This window comes from Stenotrophomonas sp. 82F1 (genome assembly GCF_056861525.1).
The window spans coordinates 43776-68730 of record NZ_JBSPUD010000009.1 but is presented as its reverse complement, the minus strand read 5'-3'; the positions used below and the strand labels follow the sequence as shown (position 1 = coordinate 68730).

Annotated in this window: 21 protein-coding genes; 10 read left to right on the top strand and 11 right to left on the bottom strand. The window is 66.3% G+C overall.

The window, feature by feature from the left end; genetic code table 11:
• Positions 1–397 precede the first annotated feature (397 nt).
• Together dnaN and dnaA are read right to left on the bottom strand one after the other, a co-directional pair.
• Positions 398–1498, bottom strand: a complete 1101-nt coding sequence (dnaN, locus tag AC13GI_RS11255) for a DNA polymerase III subunit beta (RefSeq protein WP_005411731.1) — start codon at positions 1496–1498, stop codon at positions 398–400.
• Between the two features lie 276 nt (positions 1499–1774).
• Positions 1775–3106, bottom strand: coding sequence for a chromosomal replication initiator protein DnaA (gene dnaA / locus AC13GI_RS11250; RefSeq protein WP_089241915.1), 1332 nt, complete (start codon positions 3104–3106; stop codon positions 1775–1777).
• Positions 3107–3360: 254 nt separating this feature from the next.
• On the opposite strand from dnaA, the gene rpmH reads away from it, so the two are divergent.
• The 6 genes from rpmH to AC13GI_RS11220 all read left to right on the top strand — a co-directional run bounded on the left by rpmH (position 3361) and on the right by AC13GI_RS11220 (position 11263).
• Positions 3361–3501 carry a 50S ribosomal protein L34 gene (rpmH, locus tag AC13GI_RS11245; RefSeq protein ID WP_006404565.1) on the top strand — a complete coding sequence of 47 codons (141 nt, stop codon included), beginning with the start codon at positions 3361–3363 and terminating at the stop codon, positions 3499–3501.
• 5 nt (positions 3502–3506) lie between these two features.
• Complete coding sequence (gene rnpA, locus AC13GI_RS11240) at positions 3507–4001, top strand: ribonuclease P protein component (protein ID WP_025875580.1); 495 nt, start codon at positions 3507–3509, stop codon at positions 3999–4001.
• Positions 4001–5716, top strand: coding sequence for a membrane protein insertase YidC (gene yidC / locus AC13GI_RS11235; protein ID WP_482996305.1), 1716 nt, complete (start codon positions 4001–4003; stop codon positions 5714–5716). Before rnpA ends, yidC begins: the two co-directional genes overlap by 1 nt.
• Before the next feature lie 130 nt (positions 5717–5846).
• Positions 5847–8516 carry a polysaccharide deacetylase family protein gene (locus AC13GI_RS11230; RefSeq protein ID WP_482996304.1) on the top strand — a complete coding sequence of 890 codons (2670 nt, stop codon included), beginning with the start codon at positions 5847–5849 and terminating at the stop codon, positions 8514–8516.
• A gap of 3 nt (positions 8517–8519) precedes the next feature.
• The gene (gene mnmE, locus AC13GI_RS11225) at positions 8520–9869 is read left to right on the top strand and encodes a tRNA uridine-5-carboxymethylaminomethyl(34) synthesis GTPase MnmE (protein ID WP_482996303.1); all 1350 of its coding nucleotides are present in this window, start codon (positions 8520–8522) and stop codon (positions 9867–9869) included.
• A gap of 278 nt (positions 9870–10147) precedes the next feature.
• Complete coding sequence (locus tag AC13GI_RS11220; protein ID WP_380656836.1) at positions 10148–11263, top strand: glycerophosphodiester phosphodiesterase; 1116 nt, start codon at positions 10148–10150, stop codon at positions 11261–11263.
• A 163-nt stretch (positions 11264–11426) separates the two neighbouring features.
• Here AC13GI_RS11220 and AC13GI_RS11215 read toward each other — a convergent pair whose 3' ends face one another.
• On the bottom strand, positions 11427–12197 hold the full coding sequence (locus AC13GI_RS11215; RefSeq protein ID WP_089241925.1) for a rhomboid family intramembrane serine protease: 771 nt from the start codon (positions 12195–12197) through the stop codon (positions 11427–11429).
• A gap of 106 nt (positions 12198–12303) precedes the next feature.
• Positions 12304–13260, bottom strand: coding sequence for a TerC family protein (locus AC13GI_RS11210; RefSeq protein WP_482996302.1), 957 nt, complete (start codon positions 13258–13260; stop codon positions 12304–12306).
• A gap of 350 nt (positions 13261–13610) precedes the next feature.
• On the opposite strand from AC13GI_RS11210, the gene AC13GI_RS11205 reads away from it, so the two are divergent.
• A complete protein-coding gene (locus tag AC13GI_RS11205) occupies positions 13611–14780 on the top strand; it encodes a class I SAM-dependent rRNA methyltransferase (RefSeq protein ID WP_089241927.1) in 1170 nt (389 codons plus the stop codon).
• A 70-nt stretch (positions 14781–14850) separates the two neighbouring features.
• Here AC13GI_RS11205 and AC13GI_RS11200 read toward each other — a convergent pair whose 3' ends face one another.
• Both AC13GI_RS11200 and AC13GI_RS11195 read right to left on the bottom strand, forming a co-directional pair.
• On the bottom strand, positions 14851–15717 hold the full coding sequence (locus AC13GI_RS11200) for a hypothetical protein (protein ID WP_380656846.1): 867 nt from the start codon (positions 15715–15717) through the stop codon (positions 14851–14853).
• Positions 15714–16532, bottom strand: a complete 819-nt coding sequence (locus AC13GI_RS11195) for a protein klaA (RefSeq protein WP_380656849.1) — start codon at positions 16530–16532, stop codon at positions 15714–15716. Before AC13GI_RS11195 ends, AC13GI_RS11200 begins: the two co-directional genes overlap by 4 nt.
• 157 nt (positions 16533–16689) lie before the next feature.
• Between AC13GI_RS11195 and AC13GI_RS11190 the strand changes: the two genes are divergently transcribed.
• A complete protein-coding gene (locus tag AC13GI_RS11190) occupies positions 16690–17931 on the top strand; it encodes a dipeptidase (protein WP_099819412.1) in 1242 nt (413 codons plus the stop codon).
• A gap of 70 nt (positions 17932–18001) precedes the next feature.
• On the opposite strand, the gene AC13GI_RS11185 is transcribed toward AC13GI_RS11190, so the two are convergent.
• From AC13GI_RS11185 to AC13GI_RS11175, 3 genes are all read right to left on the bottom strand, one after another.
• Entirely contained in the window at positions 18002–19429 is a 1428-nt protein-coding gene (locus tag AC13GI_RS11185; RefSeq protein WP_205404602.1) for an amino acid permease, read from the bottom strand.
• Between the two features lie 154 nt (positions 19430–19583).
• Positions 19584–19997 carry a hypothetical protein gene (locus AC13GI_RS11180; RefSeq protein ID WP_312705147.1) on the bottom strand — a complete coding sequence of 138 codons (414 nt, stop codon included), beginning with the start codon at positions 19995–19997 and terminating at the stop codon, positions 19584–19586.
• Positions 19998–20042: 45 nt separating this feature from the next.
• On the bottom strand, positions 20043–21119 hold the full coding sequence (locus tag AC13GI_RS11175; RefSeq protein ID WP_482996301.1) for an aldo/keto reductase: 1077 nt from the start codon (positions 21117–21119) through the stop codon (positions 20043–20045).
• A gap of 111 nt (positions 21120–21230) precedes the next feature.
• Between AC13GI_RS11175 and AC13GI_RS11170 the strand changes: the two genes are divergently transcribed.
• The gene (locus AC13GI_RS11170) at positions 21231–22199 is read left to right on the top strand and encodes a LysR family transcriptional regulator (protein WP_265952070.1); all 969 of its coding nucleotides are present in this window, start codon (positions 21231–21233) and stop codon (positions 22197–22199) included.
• Here AC13GI_RS11170 and leuE read toward each other — a convergent pair.
• Positions 22137–22766, bottom strand: coding sequence for a leucine efflux protein LeuE (gene leuE / locus AC13GI_RS11165; protein ID WP_265952071.1), 630 nt, complete (start codon positions 22764–22766; stop codon positions 22137–22139). The two genes, AC13GI_RS11170 and leuE, sit on opposite strands and share 63 nt — an antisense overlap.
• A 12-nt stretch (positions 22767–22778) precedes the next feature.
• Complete coding sequence (locus tag AC13GI_RS11160) at positions 22779–23753, bottom strand: LysR family transcriptional regulator (protein ID WP_482996300.1); 975 nt, start codon at positions 23751–23753, stop codon at positions 22779–22781.
• Between the two features lie 89 nt (positions 23754–23842).
• On the opposite strand from AC13GI_RS11160, the gene AC13GI_RS11155 reads away from it, so the two are divergent.
• The gene (locus tag AC13GI_RS11155; RefSeq protein ID WP_482996299.1) at positions 23843–24850 is read left to right on the top strand and encodes a zinc-binding alcohol dehydrogenase family protein; all 1008 of its coding nucleotides are present in this window, start codon (positions 23843–23845) and stop codon (positions 24848–24850) included.
• The last annotated feature ends 105 nt before the right edge of the window (positions 24851–24955 follow it).

Below are 24955 nucleotides of genomic sequence, written 5' to 3'. Positions count from 1 at the left end.
CTTTCAATTCAAAAACATAGCCTACTTTTACATGAAATCTGGCCCTACCATCACCACCAAGCTTTTGATTTATACCCAGATTTAGAAGCTAGGGAGGCCCCGACTTTCCGCGAACGAGGCCTGTGGACAGAGAGGTCAGCACGCAGGGCAGGTCGCTTGATCCAGGACCGCGCCCTGATCGCATCCAAGCGGACTCAGCATTCCTGAAGGACTGGAACTCCTCGCTGGATCCACCACAGCGCGGATCCCACGCAAGAGCGGGGAAGCCTGGAACCTCTCATCAACCGCAAGCCCGAAGGTGCCAGAAAGATCTGGCACCGATGCTCCACGTGGAACAAAAAAAAGACGCCCGGGAAATCCCGAGCGTCCATGTGTTCCACGTGGAACTGCGCGAAGGTCAGAGACGCAACGGCATCACCACGTGACGCGACTTCTCGCTGCTCGATTCACGTACCAGCGCCGACGAGTTGGAGTCGCGCAGCTGGATGATCACTTCTTCGTCGCGCAGCGCGGAGAGGGCATCCAGCAGATAGTTCACATTGAAGCCGATAGCCAGATCGCTGACCGTGGTGTCGGCTTCAATTTCTTCCTGGGCTTCTTCCTGCTCCGGGTTGTGCGCGCTGATCTTCAAGTTGCCCGGCGAGACTTCCACGCGGATGCCGCGGTACTTCTCGTTGGACAGGATCGCGGCACGCTGCAGCGAGGCACGCAGTGCTTCGCGGTCGACCTTCACTTCACGGTCGGCACCGATCGGAATCACTGCCTCGTAATCCGGGAAGCGACCATCGATCAGCTTCGAGGTGAAGGTGACATCGTCGCGCTTGACGCGGACGTGGCTGCGGCCGACTTCCAGCTCGATCTCGCGATCGCCGCTTTCCAGCAGGCGCTGCAGTTCGGTCACGCCCTTGCGCGGCACGATGATCTGGCGCTTGGAACCGCTGGGCTTGGCCAGATCGGTTTCGCACAGTGCCAGGCGATGACCGTCGGTCGCGACGGTGCGCAGGGCATCGCCGCGCAGATCGAACAGCAGGCCGTTGAGGTAGTAGCGCACGTCCTGCTGGGCCATTGCGAACGCGGTGCGCTCGATCAGCTCCTTCAGGGTGGCTTCGCCGATCGCAACACGCTCGGTGGCTTCCACCTCGTCCACCGACGGGAAGTCGTTGGAGGGCAGGGTGGCCAGGGTGAAGCGGCTGCGTCCTGCCTGCACGGTGATCTTGTCACCGGTCTGCGAGACGGTGATCCGGCTGCCATCGGGCAGGGCGCGGATGATCTCGAACAGCTTGCGGGCGGGAATGGTGGTTTCGCCGTCCTGGGCATCTTCAACCGCGATCCGCGACACCATCTCCACTTCCAGGTCGGTACCGGTCAGCGACAGCTGGCCGTTCTGCACCTGCACCAGGAAATTGGCCAGAACCGGAAGGGTCTGGCGGCGTTCGACCACGTTGACGACCTGTGCCAACGGCTTGAGAAAGGCTTCGCGCTGCAGTGTGAAACGCATGTGGTTCCGTGCCCCTATGCTTTAAAAAAATGTGGAATAAATCAAAAGCTTGGTGGTGCTGGTAGAGCCAGAATCGCTGGAAAACACAGCTAAGTCTTTGTAAACAAAGGGGTTTCAGGCTTCGAAACCCTCTGCATTACCAGCCCCCAAGGGGTGGGGAAAGCTGTGGATAAATCTTCCGCGAAATCCAACGGCATTCTTATCCACACCCTGTCCCGCGCTTGCTACCGGATTCTGCACCGTTTTATGCGGTGACGCCTCATCGGCGTACGTGCATCATTCGCTCAGCTTCCGGATCAGCTTGTCCCAGTCCTCGCGGAGCTTGCCGTCGGCTTCCATCAGGGTGCGGATCTGCCGGCAGGCATGCAGCACCGTGGTGTGATCGCGACCGGCAAAGGCGTCGCCGATCTCGGGCAGGCTGTGTTCGGTCAGTTCCTTGGTCAGCGCCATGGCAACCTGGCGCGGACGGGCCAGCGACCGGGTCCGACGCTTGGACAGCAGATCCTTGATCTGCAGCCCGTAGTAGTCGGCAACGGTTTTCTGGATGTTGGGAATGCTGATCGCCTGCTGCTGGGCGCGCAGCAGATCGCGCAGGGTTTCCTGGGCGAATTCGGTGGTGATCGCGCGGCCAGTGAAATTGGCGCGGGCGGTCAGGGTATTCAGCGCGCCCTCGAGGTCGCGCACATTGGAGCGCATCTTCTTGGCAATCAGGAACGCAACGTCATCGGGAATCTCGGCACCACGCTCGCGGGCTTTGGCCAGCACGATCGCAGCGCGGGTCTCGAAGTCCGGCGGCTCGATCGCGACCGACAGGCCCCAGGCAAGACGCGACTTCAGGCGCGCTTCCAGGCCTTCGACTTCGCGCGGATAGCGGTCGCAGGTCAGGATGATCTGCTGCTTGCCATCGAACAACGCGTTGAAGGTGTGGAAGAACTCTTCCTGGGTGCGGTCCTTGCCTGCGAAGAACTGGATGTCATCGATCAGCAGCGCGTCGACCTGCTGGAACTGGCGCTTGAACTGATCCATGGTCTTTTCCTGCAAGGCCCGGATCATCGCGCTGAAGAACTGTTCCGAACGCAGGTACAGCACCTTGGCGCCCGGATTGGCCTGACGCATCGCGTTGCCGGCGGCGAACATCAGGTGGGTCTTGCCCAGGCCGGTGCCCCCGTACAACAGCAGCGGATTGTGCGCGCGGTCGCCCGGCTTCTGTGCCGCCTGGAATGCTGCGGCCAGGCCCAGCTGGTTGCTGCGGCCTTCGACGAAGTTGGCGAAGGTGTAGTGGTTGTCCAGGTTGCCGGCGAACGGGACCTGCGGCTGCACCGGCGCCTGCGCCGAATGGCTGGAAACCGGCGCGATCTGCGCGTCCACGGGCCGCGGGCGCGAGCCGATTTCAAGAAAAACGTCGCCGAAACCGGCAAAGTGGGTGACCAGCTCGCGGATCCGCGGCAGGTACAGTTCGCGCACCTGATCGACAATGAAGGCATTCGGTGCATACAGCACCAGGCTGTCAGCGCGCAGATCGGCCTGCAGCGGCTTCAACCAGGTATGAACATCCTCGGGCGGGAACTCCGCCTCGAGTCGCTCGAGACTACGTGACCAGGCATCCATCAGCAATAATTGTCCGGTGGCCGATGCATAGGCGCGAAAAGGCGCCCAAACACAGGCCTGAAAGGGGGGAAATGGATGGCTCAGCCTACCACCGAGCGCCCGCCTTCGGAATGCTTGTCCCCTACTTATTCACAAAAAGATCCACAGCTATTGCACAGCCCGGTGAATTGGCGTAGCAGACAGGGGTTGACGGGAGGGGGGATACCTCTCTAAAATTTCCGGTTCTTTCCGTCCCATTCATACGAGAGGCCCACATGGCCACCAAGCGCACCTTCCAGCCCAGCAACCTCAAGCGTAAGCGCGACCACGGCTTCCGTGCCCGTATGAAGACCGCTGACGGCCGCAAGATCCTGTCGCGTCGCCGCGCCAAGGGCCGCAAAGTCCTGAGCGCCTGATTGCCATGCCGCATCCAGCGGCAGACGCAATCCATTCGACAGTGAATACTGCAGACCCGCGCAAGCGATTCCCTCGCTCTGCGCGGGTTCGCACGCGTGCCGAATATTCAACGGTCTTCAACGGCGCCCGCCGTGTGTCCGATCCGCTGATGACCCTGCACTGGCTACCGGCTGACCGGCCGGCCAGGCTGGGTCTGGCGGTTTCCCGCAAGGTCGATCCTCACGCCGTTGGGCGTAACCGGATCAAGCGCGTCCTGCGCGACGCCTTGCGTCAGACACGAACCGACATACAGCCAGGCGACTTCGTCGTCGTGGCTCGTACTGCTGCGCGTCATGCCAGCAACGAAGATATCCGCCAGGCCTTCCTGCGCCTGTTGCGGCGCCTGCGCGCATTGCCCGCGCCGGGCGTGGACGGCACAATGCCGCCGCCTGATGGCATTGCCATTTCCTCCGTCACCGAGCCGGCACCGCGTCCCGGCCCCGCTGAGCCTGCCTGCTGATGAACCAGACCCGTGTTTTCCTGATCTTTGCCTGGCTGATGGTGGCCGTGCTGCTGTGGATGGAGTGGAGCCGTGAGAAGTCCGCCCCGACCCCGGCGCCGACGACCAGCTCGGCCCCGGCCGCCGCACAGAGCGTCCCCGGTGCAGCCCCGGGCAGCATCCCCAGCGCGCAGGTTCCCGGTGCCCCGGACCAGCCCGCTGTACAGGCCCAGGCCAGCGCCACCCCGTCCGCACAGCGCGTGACCATCACCACCGACGTGCTGCGCCTGGTGCTCGATGGTGGCCGCGTGCTCGATGCCGAACTGCTGCAGTTCCCGCAGAGCAAGGACGAAGGCAGCCCGCCGGTACGCCTGCTGACCGAAGATCCCGCGCATCCGTACAGCGCGATCAGTGGTTGGGCCAGCGAAGACAAGAACACCCCGGTGCCGGGCGTTGACGGCTTCAAACTGGTCGGTGATACCCGCGACTTCGTGCTGGCCAAGGGCCAGGACGAACTGCAGGTCCCGTTCGTGTGGACCGCCGACAACGGCGTGACCATCAAGCGCACCCTGATCGTGGGCCGCAACGAGTATGCGATCCGCTTCAAGGACGAAGTCAGCAACGCTGGCGCCGCGCCGTGGAACGGCTACGTCTACCGCACCCTGGACCGCACCCCGACCATCCTGTCGCGGAGCATGACCAACCCGGACTCGTTCAGCTTCAACGGTGCCACCTGGTACGACAACGACAAGAAGTACCAGCGTCGTGCGTTCAAGGATTACCTCGACGATGGCGCGCTCAACCAGAACATCACCGGTGGCTGGCTGGCGATGCTGCAGCACCACTTCTTCACCGCCTGGATCCCGCAGAAGGACCAGACCGCACACTACGTGCTGTCGCAGGTGGCCGGTCGTGACCTGATCGAAGCGCGCGGCCCGGCCTTCACCGTGGCCCCGGGCCAGTCCACCAGCACCGAGGCCCGCCTGTGGGTCGGCCCGAAGCTGGTCAACCTGATCGCCAAGGAAGACGTGCCGGGTCTGGACCGCGTGGTCGACTACAGCCGCTTCTCGATGATGGCGGTGATCGGCCAGGGCCTGTTCTGGGTGCTCAACCAGGTGCACAAGCTGGTGGGCAACTGGGGCTGGGCCATTGTCGGCCTGGTGGTGCTGCTGAAGATCGTGCTGTACCCGCTGTCGGCGACGCAGTACAAGAGTGGCGCCAAGATGCGTCGCTTCCAGCCGCGCATCGCGCAGTTGAAGGAACGCTATGGCGATGACCGCCAGAAGTTCCAGACCGCGATGATGGAGCTGTACAAGAAGGAAAAGATCAATCCGATGGGCGGCTGCCTGCCGATCCTCATCCAGATGCCGATCTTCTTCGCTCTGTACTGGGTGCTGGTGGAATCGGTCGAACTACGCCAGGCGCCCTGGTTCGGCTGGATCCAGGACCTGACCGCACGCGATCCGTACTTCATCCTGCCGGTGATCAACGTGGCGGTGATGTGGTTCACCCAGAAGCTGACGCCGGCGCCGGGCATGGACCCGATGCAGCAGAAGATGATGCAGTTCATGCCGCTGGTGTTCGGCGTCATGATGGCCTTCATGCCGTCCGGCCTGGTCCTGTACTGGGTGGTCAACGGTGGCCTGGGCCTGCTGCAGCAGTGGTGGATGACCAAGCGCCACGGCAGCGATCCGGTGCCGGCCACGGCGGCCACCGCCCCGGCCAAGAAGAAGTAAGAGGTAGACGTCGACCTTGGTCGACTGCTCCCCAGGGTCGATCGACCCAGCAAAGGCCCGCCGCAAGGCGGGCTTTTCGCATGCGGCGTTAGAATCGCCGGCACACCATTCCCCATTGTTCGAGTCCGCCATGCCGCGTGCGCCGTCGTTCCGCCTGTTCCTGCCCAGTCTGCTGCTGACCCTGCTTGTGGCCGGCTGCGGCGACAAGGACGCGCAGGCACCGACGGCGGTCACCCAGCCGAGCGCACAGGCTGCCGCCGTCGCCGACCCGGCCGCTGCACCGCTGCTGGGCGCATTGCAGAAGCAGCTCGACGGCTATCGCCGGATCGTCGTGCTGCTGGCCGATGAGGAACAGCAGTCCGCGGCCGATCGCAGCACCTCCACCCGCATCGGCCAGCAGCTGTTCCACGACGGCCTGGAACAGCGCAGCACCATTGCCGCGCAGTTCGACACGCTGCTGCGTGGTAGCAGCCCGCAGCGCTTCGCTACCCTGGGCACGGTGCTGGATTACATCGAGTCGGCACCGGAACTGTTCGATGCCGATCGCCTTGCATTCCGCGAAGTGCTGCGTGACCTGCACGAACGCATCGGCGCCGATTCCTCGTTGCCGGCGGTGAAGCTGCACCAGCGCATCGGCGAAGACCTGGAGGCGCTGGACGAGATCGAGCGCAACTACAACCAGGAACTGACCCGCATCTTCAGCCGCTTCGAGCGCACCCGTGCCATCGAACTGAAGCGCGAGAAGTGGGACGACTACATCGTGCACCTGCACAAGGACTACAGCCGCGAAGCGATCCTGCGCGACTACGGCGTGATCAAGCCGTACCCGATGTCGATGAAGGACAGCGACCGCGAGATCTTCGGCCGCGACCTGCCGCCGAAGACGGTGGTACTGACCTTCGACGATGGCCCGCACAAGGCCTATACCGATGAAGTGGTGGCCATCCTCAAGCGCTACGACGTACCGGGTGTGTTCTTCGAGGTCGGCCGCAACCTCGGCAAGGTCGAGACCGACGGCAAGGTCAGCCTTGGGCCGATGGCGAAGATCAGCCGCAACCTGATGGAAGAGGGCTACGCCGTCGGCAACCACAGCCTGACCCATGCGCAGCTGTCGCGTACCACCGGCGATGCGCTGCGCCAGCAGGTGCTGGACACCGACACCCTGCTGAAGGACGTCGACAGCAAGCGCGCGCCGCTGTTCCGCTTCCCGTACGGCGCGCGCAATGCTGAAGGCCTGCAGCTGCTGAACGAAGCGGGCCTGAAGTCGATCATGTGGAACATCGATTCGATGGACTGGGCCGACCCGGTGCCGGAATCGATCGTGCAGCGCGTGCTCGACCAGGTGAACAAGGAACAGCGCGGCATCATCCTGTTCCACGATATCCACGACCGTGCGGTGAAGGCACTGCCGCAGATCCTGGATCGGCTGATCGCCGACGGCTACCAGTTCGCCGGCTGGAATGGCCGCGACTTCAGCGTCGCTCGACCGCGCAAGGGCAGCGACCGCGATGCCACCGTCACCACCGGTTACGAAAAATCGTGGGCGATCGTGGTCGGCATCGACAACTATGCCAAGTGGCCGAAGCTGGAGTACGCCAGCCACGACGCGCAGGCGGTGGCCGATACGCTGACCGGGCAGTTCGGCTTCCCGTCCTCGCAGGTGATCGTGCTGAAGAACGAACAGGCCACCCGCAACAACATCCTGGCCGCCTTCCACGACCGGTTGTCCGATGACCGCACCGGCAGGAATGATCGCGTGTTCGTGTTCTTCGCCGGCCATGGCGCGACGCGCCAGCTCGCCTCTGGTCGTGACCTGGGCTACATCATCCCGGTCGATTCGGACCCGAAGGAATTCGCCACCGATGCCATCGCGATGACCGACATCCAGAATATCGCCGAGAGCATGCAGGCCAAGCATGTGATGTTCGTGATGGATGCCTGCTACAGCGGCCTCGGCCTGACCCGCGGCGGCCCGTCGTCGTCGTCGTTCCTGCGCGAGAACGCACGCCGCAGCGCGCGACAGATGCTGACCGCCGGCGGCGCCGACCAGCAGGTTGCCGATGCCGGCCCGAACGGGCACTCGGTGTTTACCTGGGTGCTGCTGCAGGCATTGGCCGGCAAGGGCGATCTCAATGGAGATGGCCTGATCACCGGTACCGAGCTGGCCGCCTATGTGGCACCGGCGGTGTCGGCGGTCTCGCAGCAGACGCCGGCGTTCGGCAGCCTGCCCGGTTCGCAGGGCGGCGAGTTCGTGTTCCAGGTGCCGGACAGCCAGGAATACCTCAACGCCGATACCCGGCAGCTGACGCCCGATGCGATCGCCCTGAACAACAAGGTTGATGCCGCGCAGGATGCCAAGGGCGCCCAGGCGCCGGTGACCGTGGCCGACCTGCAGGGCGGCAAGGCCAAGCTGGTGGTGCCGACCGCCAGCCCGGCCTCCGACCGCCAGCGCGCGCAGCAGGCCAATGACCGTGGCCTGCAGCTGTACCGCGAGAAGCAGTACGACGAAGCCGCCCTCCAGTTCACCGAGGCGCTGAAGCTGCGCCCGGACTTCGCCCAGGCGGCCAACAACCTCGGCTTCGTCTACTACCGCCAGCAACGCTACGCCGAAGCGGCGCGCTGGCTGGAGAACACCTTGAAGATCGATCCGTCGCGCGCGGTGGCCCATCTCAACCTGGGCGATGCGTACTTCCACGCGGGCGACAAGGCCAAGGCGAAGCAGGCCTACACCACCTATCTGGCGCTGCAGCCGCAGGGCAGTGGTGCGGCGCAGGCGCGCGCGCAGCTGGAGAAGCTCTGAGCGATGAACGAGATGACCCGCACCGAGACCATCGTGGCCATTGCCAGCGCACCGGGTGCGGGCGGCGTCGGCCTGCTGCGCCTGTCAGGCCCGCGCGCCGCAGCGATTGCCAACGCACTCGGCGCACCGACGCTGCGCCCACGCCATGCGCACTACGCGCGCCTGCGCGATGCTGACGGCGAGGTGATCGACGACGGCATCGTGCTGTGGTTCCCGGCACCCAACAGCTTCACCGGCGAAGAAGTGGTGGAACTGCAGGGGCATGGCAGCCCGGTGCTGCTGCAGCAACTGGTTGCACGTTGCATCGCGCTGGGCGCGCGCCAGGCGCGGCCAGGTGAGTTCAGCGAACGCGCCTTCCTCAACGGCAAGCTCGACCTGGCCCAGGCCGAAGCCATCGCCGATCTGATCGCCGCCGGTGACAACCGCGCCGCACGTGCTGCACGCCGTTCGCTGGATGGTGTGTTCTCGCGTCGTATCGATGCAGTGGTCGAACAACTGGTGCTGCTGCGTATCCACGTGGAAGCGGCCATCGATTTCGCCGATGAGCCGCTGGACACGCTCGGCGGTGCACAGGTGCGGCGCGGGCTGGAGCAGGCGCGTAGTGACCTGGCCTTGCTGCGCCGCGATGCCGAACGCGGCCGTCGCCTGCGCGATGGCCTGCATGCCGTGCTGATCGGCCCACCGAATGCCGGCAAAAGTTCGTTGTTGAACGCGCTTGCCGGCAGCGAGCGTGCCATCGTCACCGACATCGCCGGCACCACCCGCGACACGCTGCGCGAGACCATCCGCCTGGATGGCCTGGAGCTGACCCTTGTCGATACCGCCGGCCTGCGCGAGGGGGGCGATGCCATCGAACGCGAAGGCATGCGTCGCGCGCATGTGGAAATCGAGCGCACCGACCTGGCGCTGATCGTGCTGGACGCGCGTGACCCGGCGGCGGGTGAAGCGGCGCTGGGCGATGCCGTGGCCGGCGTGCCGCACAAGGTCTACATCCACAACAAGTCAGATCTGCTGTTGGGAACGCCCGAGCAGGACGATCCGGATCGTGTGTTCGTCTCGGCCGCTACCGGCGCGGGACTGGACGACCTGCATGCGCGTCTGCGTTCGATCGCCTCGGCCGGTGCGGGCGAGCAGGTGGACGGTGAGTTCTCCGCGCGTACGCGCCACGTGGACGCCATCGAGCGCGCACAGGAACATGCGCAGCGTGCCGATGCAGAGCTGGTGCACGAGCACCTGGAGCTGGCCGCCGAGGAACTGCGGCTGGCGCACGATGCACTGGGCGAGATCACCGGGCAGATGAGTGCGGATGATCTGCTGGGAAGGATTTTCTCCAGCTTCTGCATTGGCAAGTAGTGCCGGGTCAGATCCCCGAAGGGGCTCTGACCCCCGACATCGATCAATCGCACGGCTCATGCTGTGGTAGATGCCAACCTTGGTTGGCACCGGGCATCCGGGGCCATGGAACCCCAATAGCAGAGCGCCGACCAAGGTCGGCGACTACCGGATCTTGGAGATCCGTATCTGTCAGAGTGGGGTCGGAGCCCCTTCGGGGATCCGACCCCAGCTCCCCCAACCTGTCACATTCCCGCCGCATACTGACGCCCATCACAAACCGCTTTGGGGAAGTCGCAGTGAAGTCGTGGGGTCGTGCGTTGCTGTTGTCGCTGGCCGTGGCACCATCGGTGGCCATGAGTGCTGAATCCTCCCCTCCGGCCGCGCCCAAGGTGTCGGTCTACGGTCATCGCGGCGCAAGCGCGCTGCTGCCCGAGCACACCTTGGCGGCGTATGCGCAGGCCATCGCCGACGGTGCCGATTACATCGAACCGGACCTGGTGATGACCAGGGACGGGGTGATGGTGGCCCGCCACGAGAACGAGATCGGTGGTACCACCGATGTGGCCGAGCACAAGGAATTCGCCAAGCGCAAGACCCGCAAGGTCATCGACGGGCAGACGGTCGAAGGCTGGTTCACCGAAGACTTCACCCTGGCCGAGCTGAAGACCCTGTACGCCCGCGAGCGCCTGCCGGAGTTCCGCAGCACCGCCTATGACGGCCAGTTCCGCATCGCCAGCCTGGACGAGATCCTGGCGTTCCTGGTCCAGCAGGCCGGTCGTGCCAACCGTGGCATCGGCCTGGTGCCGGAGATCAAGCACCCGACTTATTTCCAGTCGATCGGCCTGCCGATGGAAGACAAGGTGCTGGCTGCGCTGCGTGGCAACGCCTATACCAACGTCGGCCCGGTCACCATCCAGTCGTTCGAGACCGCCAACCTGCGTTACCTGCGCGGCAAGATCCCGCGTGGCAGCAACATCCGCCTGCTGCAGCTGCTGTGGAAGGGCGATACCCAGCCGGCCGACATCGCCAAGGCCGGCGGTGCGCTGACCTATGCGCAGATGATGACGCCAGCAGGTCTGAAGGACATCGCGACCTATGCCGATGGCATCGGCCCGGAGCTGCGCTCGATCATCCCGCTGGATGCCAACGGTGCGTTGGGTACGCCGACGTCGCTGGTGCGCGATGCGCACGCGGTGGGCCTGATGGTGATCCCGTACACCTTCCGCCCGGAGAACCATTTCCAGGCCAGCAACCTGCGCAAGGGCGCGGACAATGCGCGCAATGCGGAAGGGTCGATCGCCGAGATGCGCGCCTACCTGGCGACCGGCATCGATGCGTTCTTCACCGATGACCCGGCGCTGGGCCGGCAGGCGGTGGACGGAATGGGCGCGGCGGGAAACGCGGCGGATTGATGCGCCGATGGTAGATGCCAACCCTGGTTGGCACACGTTGGTTGGCACGCGGTCGCTGCGGGGGCATGAACGCCGGAGGCAGGAGCGCCGACCAAGGTCGGCGGCCACCGGGTCATCGGTGATCGGGGTCAGAGCCCCTTCGGGGATCCGACCCCGTCACAGCTCAACCGCGCGGGTCTTCGGGCCGGCGGAACGGGACGACCACATAGTCCTGCCCTTCGCGCGGCTGCCACAGCACCGGCACGCGCTGCGGCGACGGCGGCTCGAGTTCGTCGTCGGCCAGCGGCTCGACCTCTTCTTCCTCGTCTTCCCAGCTGTAACGCGGGCGCGGCGGCAACGGGTCGGCGTTGCGGAACAGCAGCGCAGCGATGATGCCGGCGAAGGCACCGCCCATGTGCGACTGCCAGGACACGCCGTCGGCGTGCGGCAGCACGGTCATCAGCATGCCGCCGTAGAACAGCATGCCGATCAGCCCAGTGGCGATGGCCGCGCGGTCGCGGCGCAGCAGGCCGAGGCTGGCCAGCAGGAACATCAGGCCGTGGGTGACGCCACTGGCGCCGAGATGGAAGCTGCCGGGGTTGCCCAGCATCCACGCACCGATGCCCGAACCGACCCACAGCAGGGGCAGGGCACGTAGCGTGGCCTTCGGATAAACGCTGCCGGCGAGGGTGCCGAGGATCAGGATCGCAGCGCTGTTGGCGGCGATGTGTTCGACCGAGGCATGCAGCAGCGGCCCGCCGATCAGGCCGAGCAGGCCCTTGGCTTCCAGCGGTGCCACGGCCCAGGGTCGCCAGTCGAAATGGTCCTGCAGGGCGAACACGGCCACCAGCACCAGCACGGCGGCCAGGCTGGCGTTGAAGGCGCGCAGGATGCGCGTGCGGTCGTTGCGATCGGCCGGCGCGTCGCCGGCGGGCAGGGGCGCGTTCGTGTTCATACCCTCAGCAATGGCGGTGGCCGGCGCGAAACCAAGGCCACCGCTGCGGGAGAGTGGGTGCGGCCGGCGGGACAATCCACCAGCCGCACCCTTCAAGACGCCTGGATCAGGCGCTGCCTTCCTTCGGCGGGTTCTTCAGGCTCAGCACCACCGTGGCGGCGATGATCACCGCGACCACGCCCAGCGAGATCGGGGTCGGGATCTTGAACAGGTCGATGATCATCATCTTGACGCCGATGAAGGCCAGCACCAGGGCCAGGCCGTAAGGCAGCAGGTGGAAGCGGTCAGCCATGCCGGCCAGCAGGAAGAACATCGCACGCAGGCCGAGCACCGCGAACACGTTGGAGGTCAGCACGATGAACGGGTCGGTGGTGATCGCGAAGATCGCCGGGATGCTGTCCACCGCGAAGATCACGTCGGTGACTGCAATCAGGATCAGCACCGCGAACAGCGGGGTGAACCAGCGCACGCCGTCGCGCTTGACGCTCATCGCGTTGCCTTCGTAATCCGGCAGCAAGCGCAGGTGCTTGCGCATCCAGCGCAGGGCCGGATTGGCTTCCAGGTCAGGCTCCTGGCCCGCGGCGAACCACATCTTCCAGCCGGTGAAGAGCAGGAAGGCGCCGAACACGTAGAGCAGCCAATGGAACTGGGTGATCAGCACGCTGCCGGCGAAGATCATGATCGTACGCAGCACGATCGCACCCAGGATGCCGATGATAAGCACCTTCTGGCGCTGTTCCTCCGGCACCGCGAAGTAGCTCATGATCATCAGGAAGACAAAGATGTTGTCCACCGCCAGTGCCTTCTCGACCAGGTAGCCGGTCAGAAACTCCAGGCCGACCTTGTTGGCCACGACCTGGCCGGCGGTTTCGTTCAGGTAGAACCAGAGGCCGCCGTTGAAGGCCAGCGCCAGCGCGACCCAGCCGATGGACCACCACAGGGCCTCCTTGAAGGTGACCTTGTGCGGGCCACCATGGCGCATCAATACGAGGTCGACCAGCAGGGCGATGACCACCACCGCTGCGAAGCCGCCCCACAACCACAAATTACCGATCGTCTGCATGGGTTTGTCCGTTGGGAAATGAAAAATGCCTCAAGCCGGACGGCGAGGATCTGCAACGGAGGATCGGGAGGGGATCCAGGGACAGAGCTTCGCCGGTACGGCGAAGGTCTCGCTCGCAGTTCCGATGGGCCGGAACTGCCGTTGCACCGGAGCCTGCGGGCTCGAATTGACGGCGACAACGTCTGGGAGCTACTCCCCTTCTGCCGCCGATTCTGCGGCCTGGCCGGGCCGGCGTCAAATGCACTGGGGCGGGGCCAGCTCTGGTAGGTGCCAACCTTGGTTGGCACACCGGCCCGGGGGTCAGAGCCCCTGTGGGGATCTGACCCCGGCGCCCGGTTTACAATAGGTGGATGAATACCCCCCTTCCCGTTGTCCGCCTCAAGAACGCGTGGCGTTCCAGCCACCCGTGGATCTTCCAGAAACTGGTCGAGAAGCCGACCGTCCGGCCCAAGCCCGGCTCCCTCGTCGACGTCGTCGGCGTGGATGGCGAGTTCATCGGCCGTGGCTTCTACAACGGGCATTCGCGTATTGCCGTACGCATCCTCGAAACCGACCCGCAGATCCCGGTGGACGCGGGCTGGTTCTCGCGCAAGATCGCCCAGGCGGTGTCGCTGCGTCGTGAGGTGCTGAAGCTAGATGCGGTGTCCGACGCCTGGCGCGTGGTGCACAGCGAAGGCGACGGCCTGTCCGGCCTGGTGGTGGACCGTTACAACGACCTGGTGGTAGTGGAGTTCTTCGCCGCTGGCATGTTCCGCCACCGCGAGTGGATCTACGACGCGCTGCGCGAACAGTTCCCGGGCTGCCGTTTCCACAGCTTCGCCGACGAACACGTGCAGAAGCAGGAAAGCTTCGACTTCCATGGCAACACCACCACCGAAGCGTCGGTGATCACCGAGTACGGCATCAAGTTCCGCGCCGACCCGGCCGGTGCGCACAAGACCGGTTTCTTCGCCGACCAGCGCGAGAACCGTGAGTGGCTGAGCCAGCAGGTGGAAGGCAAGAGCGTGCTCGACCTATGCTGCAACACCGGCGGTTTCGCGGTGTATGCGGCCGCGCGCGGTGCATCGGAAGTGGTCGGCATCGACATCGATGAAGACGTCATCCAGATCGCCAAGGGCAATTCGCGCCTGAACAACGTGCGCCCGAAGTTCGTCCAGTCCGACATCTTCCCGTGGCTGCGTGACGCGGCCAACCGCGGCGAGAAGTACGACGTGGTGATCCTTGACCCGGCGAAGATGACCCGCGACCGCGAGCAGGTGATCACCGCGCTGAAGAAGTACCTGGACATGAACAAGCTGGCGCTGGGCGTGGTCAAGCCCGGTGGCCTGTTCGCCACGTTCTCCTGCACCGGCCTGGTGGCCGAGGACCAGTTCCTCGACATGCTGCGTCGTGCAGCGTACTTCTCCGGCCGCACCATCCAGATCCTGAAGGTGGCCGGCGCTGGACCGGACCATCCGTTCATGGCCCACGTGCAGGAATCGCGTTACCTGAAGGCCGTGTTCTGCCGCGTGGTGGACTGACCTGCGGTAGTTGGAGCCGGGCGATGCCCGGCGCCCGCACACAGTGCGGAAGACTGTCCGCGCGCCAGCCTCAGGGCTGCGCGCGCGGCGGCGCAGGAACCGGCTGCAGCTGCTGCAGCAACCCGTTGATCACCTCGGACCTGCGGCGCAGGTGTCCACCGAGCACGATCGCCACCGTACCCAGCGCCAGCAGCGCCGGTACCGCAAGCAGCGCCAGCACCCAGCCGACGTCGAACAGAAGCCAGCTGAGCAGACGCTGGTCATGCCATCGCTGTGACCGTTCGGAGCGGGGCAGACCGGCTGCCTTCTCGAAGCGGGACTGCATTGCCGGCGATACCGGAACGCCGATGTCCTCGCCATTGGCCAGCGCGCGTGCGGTGGCAACCACGGCCGGCGAGGCCACGCCGTAGGGCAGCTCCTGCTGTGCACGCAGATAGGCCTGCCACTGCGGGCTGAAGCTGCTGAAGTCCGGACTGGCGATGAGCGCGTCCAGCTGCCGATGGTCGAGCCGATCGCCCTGGCCCATGGCGGGTGCGGTGATGCCCATGCTTCCCCATGCACCGCACAGCAGCATCGAACCCAGCGCGAACGACCAGGCGAAGCGGCGAACGCGATGGCGGCCGAGCAGGTCGCGCACACCGAAGTACATCCACACCAGCAGCAAGGGCGTCATGACCAGCAGGATGAGCAGCTGCTTTCCTGTGTCCTTCCCCCCATAGCCGGCCGGCACGTGCGCCCACGAAGGCGGACCGAGTTCGGTGCCGGTGAAGGCCAGCGCCATGTAGGCCAGCGCTGTGGCCGCCAGCGGAATGCAGGCCAGGCCGAAGACCCGCAGCAGCGAGGCCCGCCGGTAGAACGCGCGCAGGCCCGGAACGGCTTCCGCCCGCGCCTGCAGGTCCGGTGGGATCTGCAGCGGATCGCGTACCGGCGCGCTCATGCCGGCACCCCCGACGTGCGCAGCAACTGCTGCAGCGCCTGCTTCAGCTGGTCCTGCGCCTGCGCAGCACTGGCGATCATCTGCGGGCTGGCGTTGTCGCTGTTGTGCAGCGCCTGGAGGGTCTGGCGCCAGATCGGCAGCAGGATCTGCACCGTCTCGCTGTAGCGGTCCAGCAGGTCGATGGCATTGCTGCGTGCCAGCTGCACCTGCATCCGGCTCATCGAATGGCTGGCCAGCAGGGCGGTCAGGTTGGCCACCCGGCGCTGCAGCCGCTCAACCGGGCGGTCGAGCACCGGCGCATCATCGGTGCTGTCGACGGTCGCTGGCAGTTCCTGCAGGAACTGCACGCCGGCATCGATGTACACCTGCAGCCGCACACCCTGCACGTCATGCTCGAGCAGCTGCGCATCCAGTCGATCGACGCTGGCGCGCACGGCGATGGCCTCGCGCTCGATCCTGGCCAGTACATCGCCGTTGCTGCCCATGGCGATGCGCCGGCGCAGGCGTTCTTCGATATCGGCACCGGTGAACCGCTGCCACCACCCCGCGCGCTGCAGCAGGGCATTGGGATCGTGTTCGGACAGCCGGCTGACCAGCTCAGCAAGCGCCTGCGCCAGCGCGTTGGCGCTGCCATCCTGCCAGGCCGGCTCGGCACTGGCGCTGGCCAGGTCGGCCGGGCCATAACGGCCGATGTCGGTGCGCCCGGCAAACAACGGTGGCAGCACATCACGCTTGAGCTGCTCGACGGTGACCACGCTGGCGGGAACAGGCGCTTCGCCCTGCACGGGCAGCGCCGGAGGCTGGGACTTCGACATCGGTGTTTCCATTCCATGGTCGACGCAGCACGCGGTGCTGCACGCTGCCCTTATCGGCTGCGGGCGAGTGTAATGGAGCCGGCTGGCCAATGCGGCACTACCCGCGTTGGCCGTCCCGGCGCTATGGTCGTGTCCTTCCCATTGCCGGTGGATGCCCATGCCGTCGTTGCGTCGTCTCTCCCTGCTGCTCGCGCTGGCGCTGAGTGCGCCGCTGTCCGCCCATGCCATCGACTTCAGCGCGCAGGAACTGGCCCGGGCCAAGGCACTGCAGCAGCGCCTGCTGACCCTGGACAGCCATCTGGATACGCCGGCCAACTTCGGCCGCGACGGCTTCGACATCGAGCAGCGGCACGACCGCAATGCGCTCTCGCAGGTGGATTACCCGCGCATGGTCGAAGGCGCGCTGGATGGCGGCTTCTTTGCGATCTACACCGACCAGGGCGATCGCACTGCCGCTGCGCATCTGGCCGAGCGCGATCACGGCCTGCAGCGTCTGCTCGAGATCCGCGAAATGCTGGCCGCCAACCCCGAGCGCTTCGCGCTGGCGCTGAGTGCCGATGACGCGGCGCGCATCAAGGCCGCCGGCAAGCGCGTGGTCTACATCAGCATGGAGAACGCCAGCCCGCTGGTGGCCGACCCGAGCCTGCTCTCGTTCTATCACCGTGCCGGGCTGCGCCTGCTCAGCACCGTGCACTTCGCCAACAACGAGTTCGCCGATTCGGCCACCGACCCCAAGGGCGCTGAGTGGAAAGGCCTGAGCCCGGCCGGCAAGGACCTGGTACGGCAGGCGGTGAAGCTGGGCATCGTCATCGACCAGTCGCACGCCTCCGATGCCGTGTTCGACGATCTGCTGGCGATGATGCCGGTGCCGTTCGTGTTGTCGCACAGCTCGGCCAAGGCGATCTACGACCACCCACGCAACCTCGATGACGCGCGCCTGCGCAGGCTGGCCAAGGCCGGCGGCGTGATCCAGGTGAACGCGTATGGCGGCTACCTGATCGACACCGCCAAGTCGCCCGAGCGCAAGCAGGCCGAAGAGGCCCTGAGCAAGCAGCTGGGTGGCTGGGAAGGCATGACCATCGAACAGGGCGTTGCCCTGCAGAAGGCCGAGCAGGCACTGGACCACGAACATCCGGTGCGCCATGCCAGCCTGGACGACTTCTTCGCCCACTTCGAGCACATCCTGAAGGTCGTTGGCCCCGAGCACGTCGGCATCGGCCTGGACTGGGATGGCGGCGGTGGCCTGAGCGACCTGCCCGATGTCAGCCAGTTGCCGAAGATCACCGCGTGGCTGTTGCGCAAGGGCTACACCGAGCAGCAGATCGCCGCCATCTGGGGCGGCAACCTGCTGCGGGTGATGCGCCAGGCACAGGACTACGCGGCAAAGCAGGGCGGCTAGCCGCCCTGCGGTAGGGCCGGCCGCTGGCCGGCAATCCCCAAAGACCGCCGGGCATGGCCCGGCGCTACCTTTACCGGCCGATCAGCGCGTTGCGACGGCTGTAGGCGAAGTACAGCACCAGGCCGACCACGTTCCATGCCAGGAAGTACAGCTGGGTGGTGTGCGGCAGGCTGACGAACAGGTAGATGCAGCCCAGTGCCGCCAGCGGGCCGACGATGAAGGCAAACGGCGTGCGGAAGGTGCGCTCGCGGTTCGGCTCACGCACGCGCAGCACCACCAGGCAGATGCCAACGGCGGTGAACGCGGCCAGGGTGCCGGCATTGGCCAGCGCGGCGATCTCGTCCAGCCGCGCCACACCGGCCAGCGCCGACACCACCACGGCGGTGAACAGCGTGGTCGCCACCGGCGTGCCGGTACGCGCGTTGACCTTGGACAGGCCACGCGGCAGCAGGCCATCGCGGCTCATCACGAAGAAGATGCGGCTCTGGCCATACAGGAACGCGAGCAGCACGGTCGGCAGGGCGATGATCGCGATCACGCCGATCAGCATCGCGGCGGTCGGCTGGCCCAGCTGGCGCATGATCAGTGCCAGCGGCTCGGCACTCTGGCCGAACACGGTGTAGCTCATCGCACCGATCGCGGCCAGCGCCACCAGCACGTACACGATGGTGCAGCCGACCATCGAGCCGATGATGCCGATGGACAGGTCGCGCGCCGGGTTCTTGGTTTCTTCGGCGGCGGTGGAGATCGCATCGAAGCCGTAGAACGCGAAGAAGATGATCGCCGCCGCGGCCATCACGCCGCGTTCGACGCCATCCGGTCCCAGCGTCTTGGCGAACCCGTAGGGCATGAACGGCTGCAGGTTGTTGGCGTCGAACGCCGGCAGGGCCACCGCCACGAAGATGGCCAGCGCGATCAGCTTGAACACGACCAGGATCGCGTTGAGGGTGGCGCTCTCCTTGGTACCGGCCATCAGCATCAGTGCCACCAGCCAGGTGATGACGATGGCGGGCAGGTTGATCATGCCGCCGTCGACGTGCGGGCCCGCCGCGAGCATGGCCGGCAGGCGCAGGTCCCAGCCGAACTGGGTATGCACCCATTCCAGGAAGCCGACGAAATAGCCCGACCAGCCGACCGCCACGGTACTCACCACCAGCGAGTACTCCAGGATCAGGCTCCAGCCCACCACCCAGGCAAAGACTTCGCCCAGGGCACTGTAGCTGTAGGTGTAGGCGCTGCCGGCGGCCGGCATCATCGTGGACAGTTCGGCGTAGGCCAATGCCGCGCAGGCACACACCGCGCCGGCGATGGCGAAGGAGATCAGCACGGCGGGGCCGGCGCGGTCGGCACCGACGCCGATCAGGGTATAGATGCCGGTGCCGACGATGGCACCGATGCCCAGCGCGATCAGGTGCGGCCAGCTGAGGGTCGGGACCAGGCGCCGGCCGGCTTCATGGACGGTGACGGAATCTAGGGACTTGCGCCGGAGCAGGGACATGCAGGCCTCGGAAGGGGTGACTGAGAACGACAAGTCCCCGAGTGTGACCGAACGCAGCGCAGCATTGCCACTGACGGGGGTCATGGCCGGCACAGCGCGCGCTGGACTGTGGGCACGCTGCCGGAATCGGCACAAACGGCCTCAGTCCAGGCGGCTACCAGTGACAGCCGTCGTCCTGGAAGGCGTTGAAGTCTTCTTCGAAATCCGTGCGGCGACCGTCTCGGGCCCGCACGTAGCTGAAGCTGTAGATCCGTGCGCCCTGCGTGCTCAGCGTGTAGTGACCGTTGATACGGCCCTCCACGCGCTCTTCCCAGACGGTATCGAACTGGTAGGGGCGGTCTTCGTCCAGCACCGTGGTCTCTTCGGAAACCCGGTGCAGCGGCAGGCGCTCGCGGTGCCCGGCGTAGCGCACATCGGCGCGGCCATCGTCCAGCCAGCGCCATTCCAGGTGGATCGTGCCGTTGGCACCGCCGGTGAGGCAGCGGTGATCCGGTGCGGCCGTGGCCGGTGCACTGGCAAGCAGCAACACCAGGGCTGCAGCGACCGCGAGCGTTGGTGTTGCGGCCATGGCGCCTCCTTCCAGCATGGGGCGCCAGCATAGCGCGCCCGGGTATTACCTGCCCGGTGCGCGTGGCTGCAGACGCGTACCACCGCTCATCAGCATGCGCGGCAGCGGCATCTGCAGGAAGTCGTGCGGAAAGGCCGGCGCGACCGCGCTGATCGCATCCAGCCGTGCCAACGCCTCAGCCGGCAACGCCAGATCCAGCGCCGCCAGGTTGTGTTCCAACTGGTCCAGGGTGCGTGCACCGACGATCGGCATGGCCCCGGCCGCAGGTCGTTGCAGCAACCAGGCCAGAGCGACCTGCGCAGCCGAGTACGACAGCTCTGCCGCGATCGCAGCGACTTCCCCGGCGATGTTCAACGAACGCGGCGTCAACGCGCCATTGATGAGCGCGACATTGCGTCTGGAACCACCCGGCGCGGCCTCGGCGGTCTCGGCTGCGGCCAGGTCCGCCGCGCTGTATTTGCCGGTCAGCACGCCGCTGCCCAGCGGCGACCACGCCACCACGCCCAACCCGAGCGCATCGGCCATCGGCAGCAGTTCGTGTTCGACGCTGCGCTGGATCAGGCTGTATTCGATCTGCAGCGCCACCAGTGGCGACCAGCCGCGTAGATCGGCCAGGGTCTGCATGCGCGCGATCTGCCAGGCTGGCGTGTCCGAGATGCCGGCGTACAGCACCTTGCCGCTGCGCACGAGGTCGTCGAAACCGCGCATCACCTCGTCCACCCCGGTGGTGTCGTCCCAGGCGTGCAGGTACAGCAGATCCAGGTAGTCGGTGCCGAGCCGGCGCAGGCTGTCCTCCACCGAGCGCATCATGCTCTTGCGATGGTTGCCGGCGTTGTTCGGATCGCCCGGCACGGTCGCCAGGGTGTACTTGCTGGCGATCACCAGCCGTTCGCGGCGGCCTTGGGCGAACCGCCCGAGCAGGGTCTCTGCGCTGCCATTGGTGTAGTTGTTTGCGGTATCGACGAAGTTGCCGCCACGTTCGACGTAGGCATCGAAGATGCGGCGGGCCTCGGTTTCGTCCGCGCCCCAACCCCAGTCGGCACCGAAGGTCATCGTGCCCAGCGCCATCGGGCTGACACGCAGGCCGGAGCGGCCGAGCAGGCGGTAGTGATCAAGTGACATGTGGCATTCCATCGGAGGAGGCGGGTGTTCCGCCGGGAGGCCAAGCATCCGTCCGATGATCTTGTGGATAAACTGGATGCAGTCGAACTGACAATGAAGGAAGGCTTCACAATGGATCCCTCCGCACCGCTGTCTGCGGTGGTTGCCTTTGTCCACGTGGCCGACCACGCCAGCTTTACCCGCGCCGCCGATGCCCTGGGCGTCTCGACCTCGGCGCTGTCACAGAGCGTGCGTGCGCTGGAGGCGCGGATGGGCGTGCGCCTGTTGCAACGGACCACGCGCCGGGTGGGTCTGACCGAGCACGGCGCACGCTTCCTGCAGCGCGTGCGTGGCGGGTTGGCACAGATCGAATCGGCCTTCGACGACCTGGACAGCGCGCGGACGGTGCCGGCCGGTCGGCTGCGCATCACCCTGCCACGCATCGTTGCCGAACGCCGGGTTCTGCCGGCGCTGCCGTCCTTTCTGGCCCGGTATCCGCAGGTAGAGGTGGAATTGTGCGTGGAGCCGGCGCTGACCGATCTGGTCGCCGAGGGGTTCGACGCCGGCATCCGCCTGGGTGAATCGTTGGCGCAGGGCATGATCGCGGTGCCGATCGGGCCACCCGAGCGCCAGGTGGTGGTGGCCACGCCGGGCTACTTTGCGCGCCACGGGGTGCCGCTGAGCCCGCAGGAGCTGCAGGGCCACGACTGCATCGTCCATCGCCGCGCCAATGGCCGGCTCATGCCCTGGGAATTCAGCCGTGAGGGGCGTGACCTGGACGTAGCCGTCGCGGGGCGGCTGGTGTTCAACGATGCCGAACTGGCCTATGCGGCGGTGCTGGCTGGGCTCGGCATGGCGCAGGGCTTTGCTTCGCTGGTCGCCGACGACCTGGCCGCCGGCCGCCTGCGCAGCGTGCTGGAGGACTGGCAGCCGCCGTTCCCCGGCTTTCATCTGTACTACCCGGCGCGCGAGCATATGGCGCCCAAGCTGCGGGTGTTCATCGACCACCTGCGCGCGGCCCTCCGCGCCGACGGGCTCTCAGCCGTTCAGGCCCAGGCGGATGCCGAAGCCGACCAGGAACAGGCCGGCCACACGCCGTAGCGCATCGCTGACCCGCGGGTGCTGGATCAACCGACGGCGGGCCAGGTTGCCGACCCAGATCAGCAGCGAGCAGTAGGCGATGCTGACCACGAAGATGATCCCGGCCAGCGCGGCGAACGTGGCAATGCCCTGGTGGGCCTTCGGGTCGATGAACAGTGGCAGGAAGGCCATGTAGAACAGGATCGCCTTCGGATTGAGCAGGCTGACCAGGATCGCCTGGTGGAAGTAGCGTCCCGGCTGCATGCGCACCGGGCCAACTTCGGCACCGTCACCCTTGGGCGTGCGCAGCAGGCTGATGCCGACCCACACCAGGTACGCCGCGCCGAGATACTGCACGGCATGGAACACCGTCGGATTGGCCTTCAGCAGCGCGGCCACGCCGGCCAGCGCCAGCCACATCAGGATCTGGTCGCCGACCAGCAGGCCGGCCAGCGCCGTGTAGCCGCCGCGCACACCGCCACGACCGGTGGCGGTCAGCAGGGTGAAGGTGCCCGGCCCGGGCAGGGCCAGAAACACCAGCACGGCGACCAGAAATGTCCACAGGTCCTGGATGCCCATCCACGGCATGGCGCGATTCTCTTACAACGGGGGAGCGCCATTGTCGGCCAGTGACGTTGCAGGCGACAGGGGCACGTCGCCATGGCCGGGCATCGCGGACAGCAGCGGTTGCAGGTACTGGCGCAGCTGCGCGTGCAGGTGCCGCACGGCCGGTGAGAACTGCTTGCGGTGCGGGCACACCAGCTGCAGGGGGATGTGGCTGCCGATGCCATCCAGCAACACCTGCAGGCGTCCACCCAGCACATCGTCGCGCACATCCAGCCAGGATTTGTAGGTGATGCCTTCGCCGGCGACCGCCCAGCGCCGCACCACGTCGGCGTCGTCGCAGACCAGTGGCCCGCGCACCGGGATCACCACGCGGCGCCCCTCAAGCTCGAACGACCAGCGATCGTAGGCGCGCCCGCCGAGCTGGTAGACAAGGCAATCGTGTTCGCGCAGATCCTCCAGCCGCGAGGGCACACCACGCCGCCGCAGGTACTCGGGGGATGCGGCCAGCACGCGCCGGTTGCCCTCCAGCAACGGCAGGGCGACATAGCTGGCGTCGTCGAAGTGCCCGATGCGGATGGCCACGTCGACCGGGTCGCGGAACACGTCGGCCACTTCGTCGGACAGGCGCAGGTGCAGGCGCAGCCGTGGATGCGCGGCACGGAACGCAGTCAGCCACGGCAGCAGCAGGTTGCGGCCGAAGTCCGAGGGCGCCGACAACTGCAGGGTGCCGTGCAGCTCCGCATCCTCGCCCTGCACCCGCGCCTGGCCTTCGCGCAGGGTGGTCAGAACGTCCTGCGCGTACGGCAGGTACAGCGCGCCTTCGGCGGTCAACCGCAGGCTGCGGGTGGTACGCACGAACAGGCGCAGGTCCAGTTCGCGTTCCAGCCGTGCCACCGCCGCGGCCACCTGGCCCGGCAGCAGGTCGGCCTCGCGCGCGGCGTGCGAGAAGCTGCCCAGCGCAGCGGTGCGGACGAACAGCTGCAGATCGTCGAAACGGACCATTTTCATTGCTGCAGTGAAAGTGTTGACCGATTCTGCGCCTTTCTGCCCCCCTGCGCACGGCGCACGCTGTGGCCTCTCCTCACTGGATCTCCCCCATGCGCGCCATTGCCTACACCCATGCCGGCCTGCCGATCAACGACCCGCAGGCCCTGATCGACCTCGACCTACCGCTACCGCAGCCGGGCCCACGCGACCTGCGGGTGGCGGTGCGAGCGGTGGCGGTGAACCCGGTCGACACCAAGGTGCGACGCGGCGCTGCCACCGACGGCCCGCGCGTGCTGGGGTGGGATGCGGTTGGTGTCGTCGATGCGGTCGGCAGCGAAGTGACCCTGTTCCGGCCCGGCGATGCGGTGTACTACGCCGGTGTGATCGATCGCCCGGGCAGCAACGCCGAATACCAGCTGGTGGACGAGCGTAGCGTTGGCCGCAAGCCGGCCAGCCTGGACGATGCCGCTGCGGCGGCGCTGCCGCTGACCGCGATCACCGCATGGGAACTGCTGTTCGACCGCCTGCGCATCGCCGAAGGTGGTGGCGACGGTCAGACCCTGCTGGTGATCGGTGCAGCGGGCGGCGTCGGTTCGATCCTGGTGCAGTTGGCGCGTCGGCTGACCAAGCTGACGGTGATCGGTACCGCCTCGCGCCCGGAGACCCAGGACTGGGTGCAGGCGATGGGCGCGCACCATGTGATCGACCACACCCGGCCGCTGGCCGAGGGCCTGGCCCGGCTGGGCATCACCGAGGTGGACCACGTGGCCAGCCTGACCCACACCGACCAGCACTACGCACAGATCGTCGAGCTGCTGGCGCCGCAGGGGCAGCTGGGACTGATCGATGACCCGGGCCAGATCGATGTGATGGCGCTGAAGCGCAAGGCGCTGTCGCTGCACTGGGAATCGATGTTCACCCGGCCGCTGTACCGCACGGCGGACATGCAGCGCCAGCATGACCTGCTGAACCGGGTCGCCGAACTGGTCGATGCCGGTGTGCTGCAGACCACGCTGGGTGAGCACTTCGGGCGCATCGACGCGGCCAACCTGCGCCGTGCGCACGCGCTGCTGGAAAGCCATCGGGCGAAGGGCAAGATCGTGCTGGAAGGCTGGTAAGGCCACGCCCTTCATGTAGAGCCGAGCCCACGCTCGGCTGCTGTTGGCGCATGCCGTTCTGCCGAGCATAGGCTCGGCTCTACACACGTACCTTCCGACGTGTCG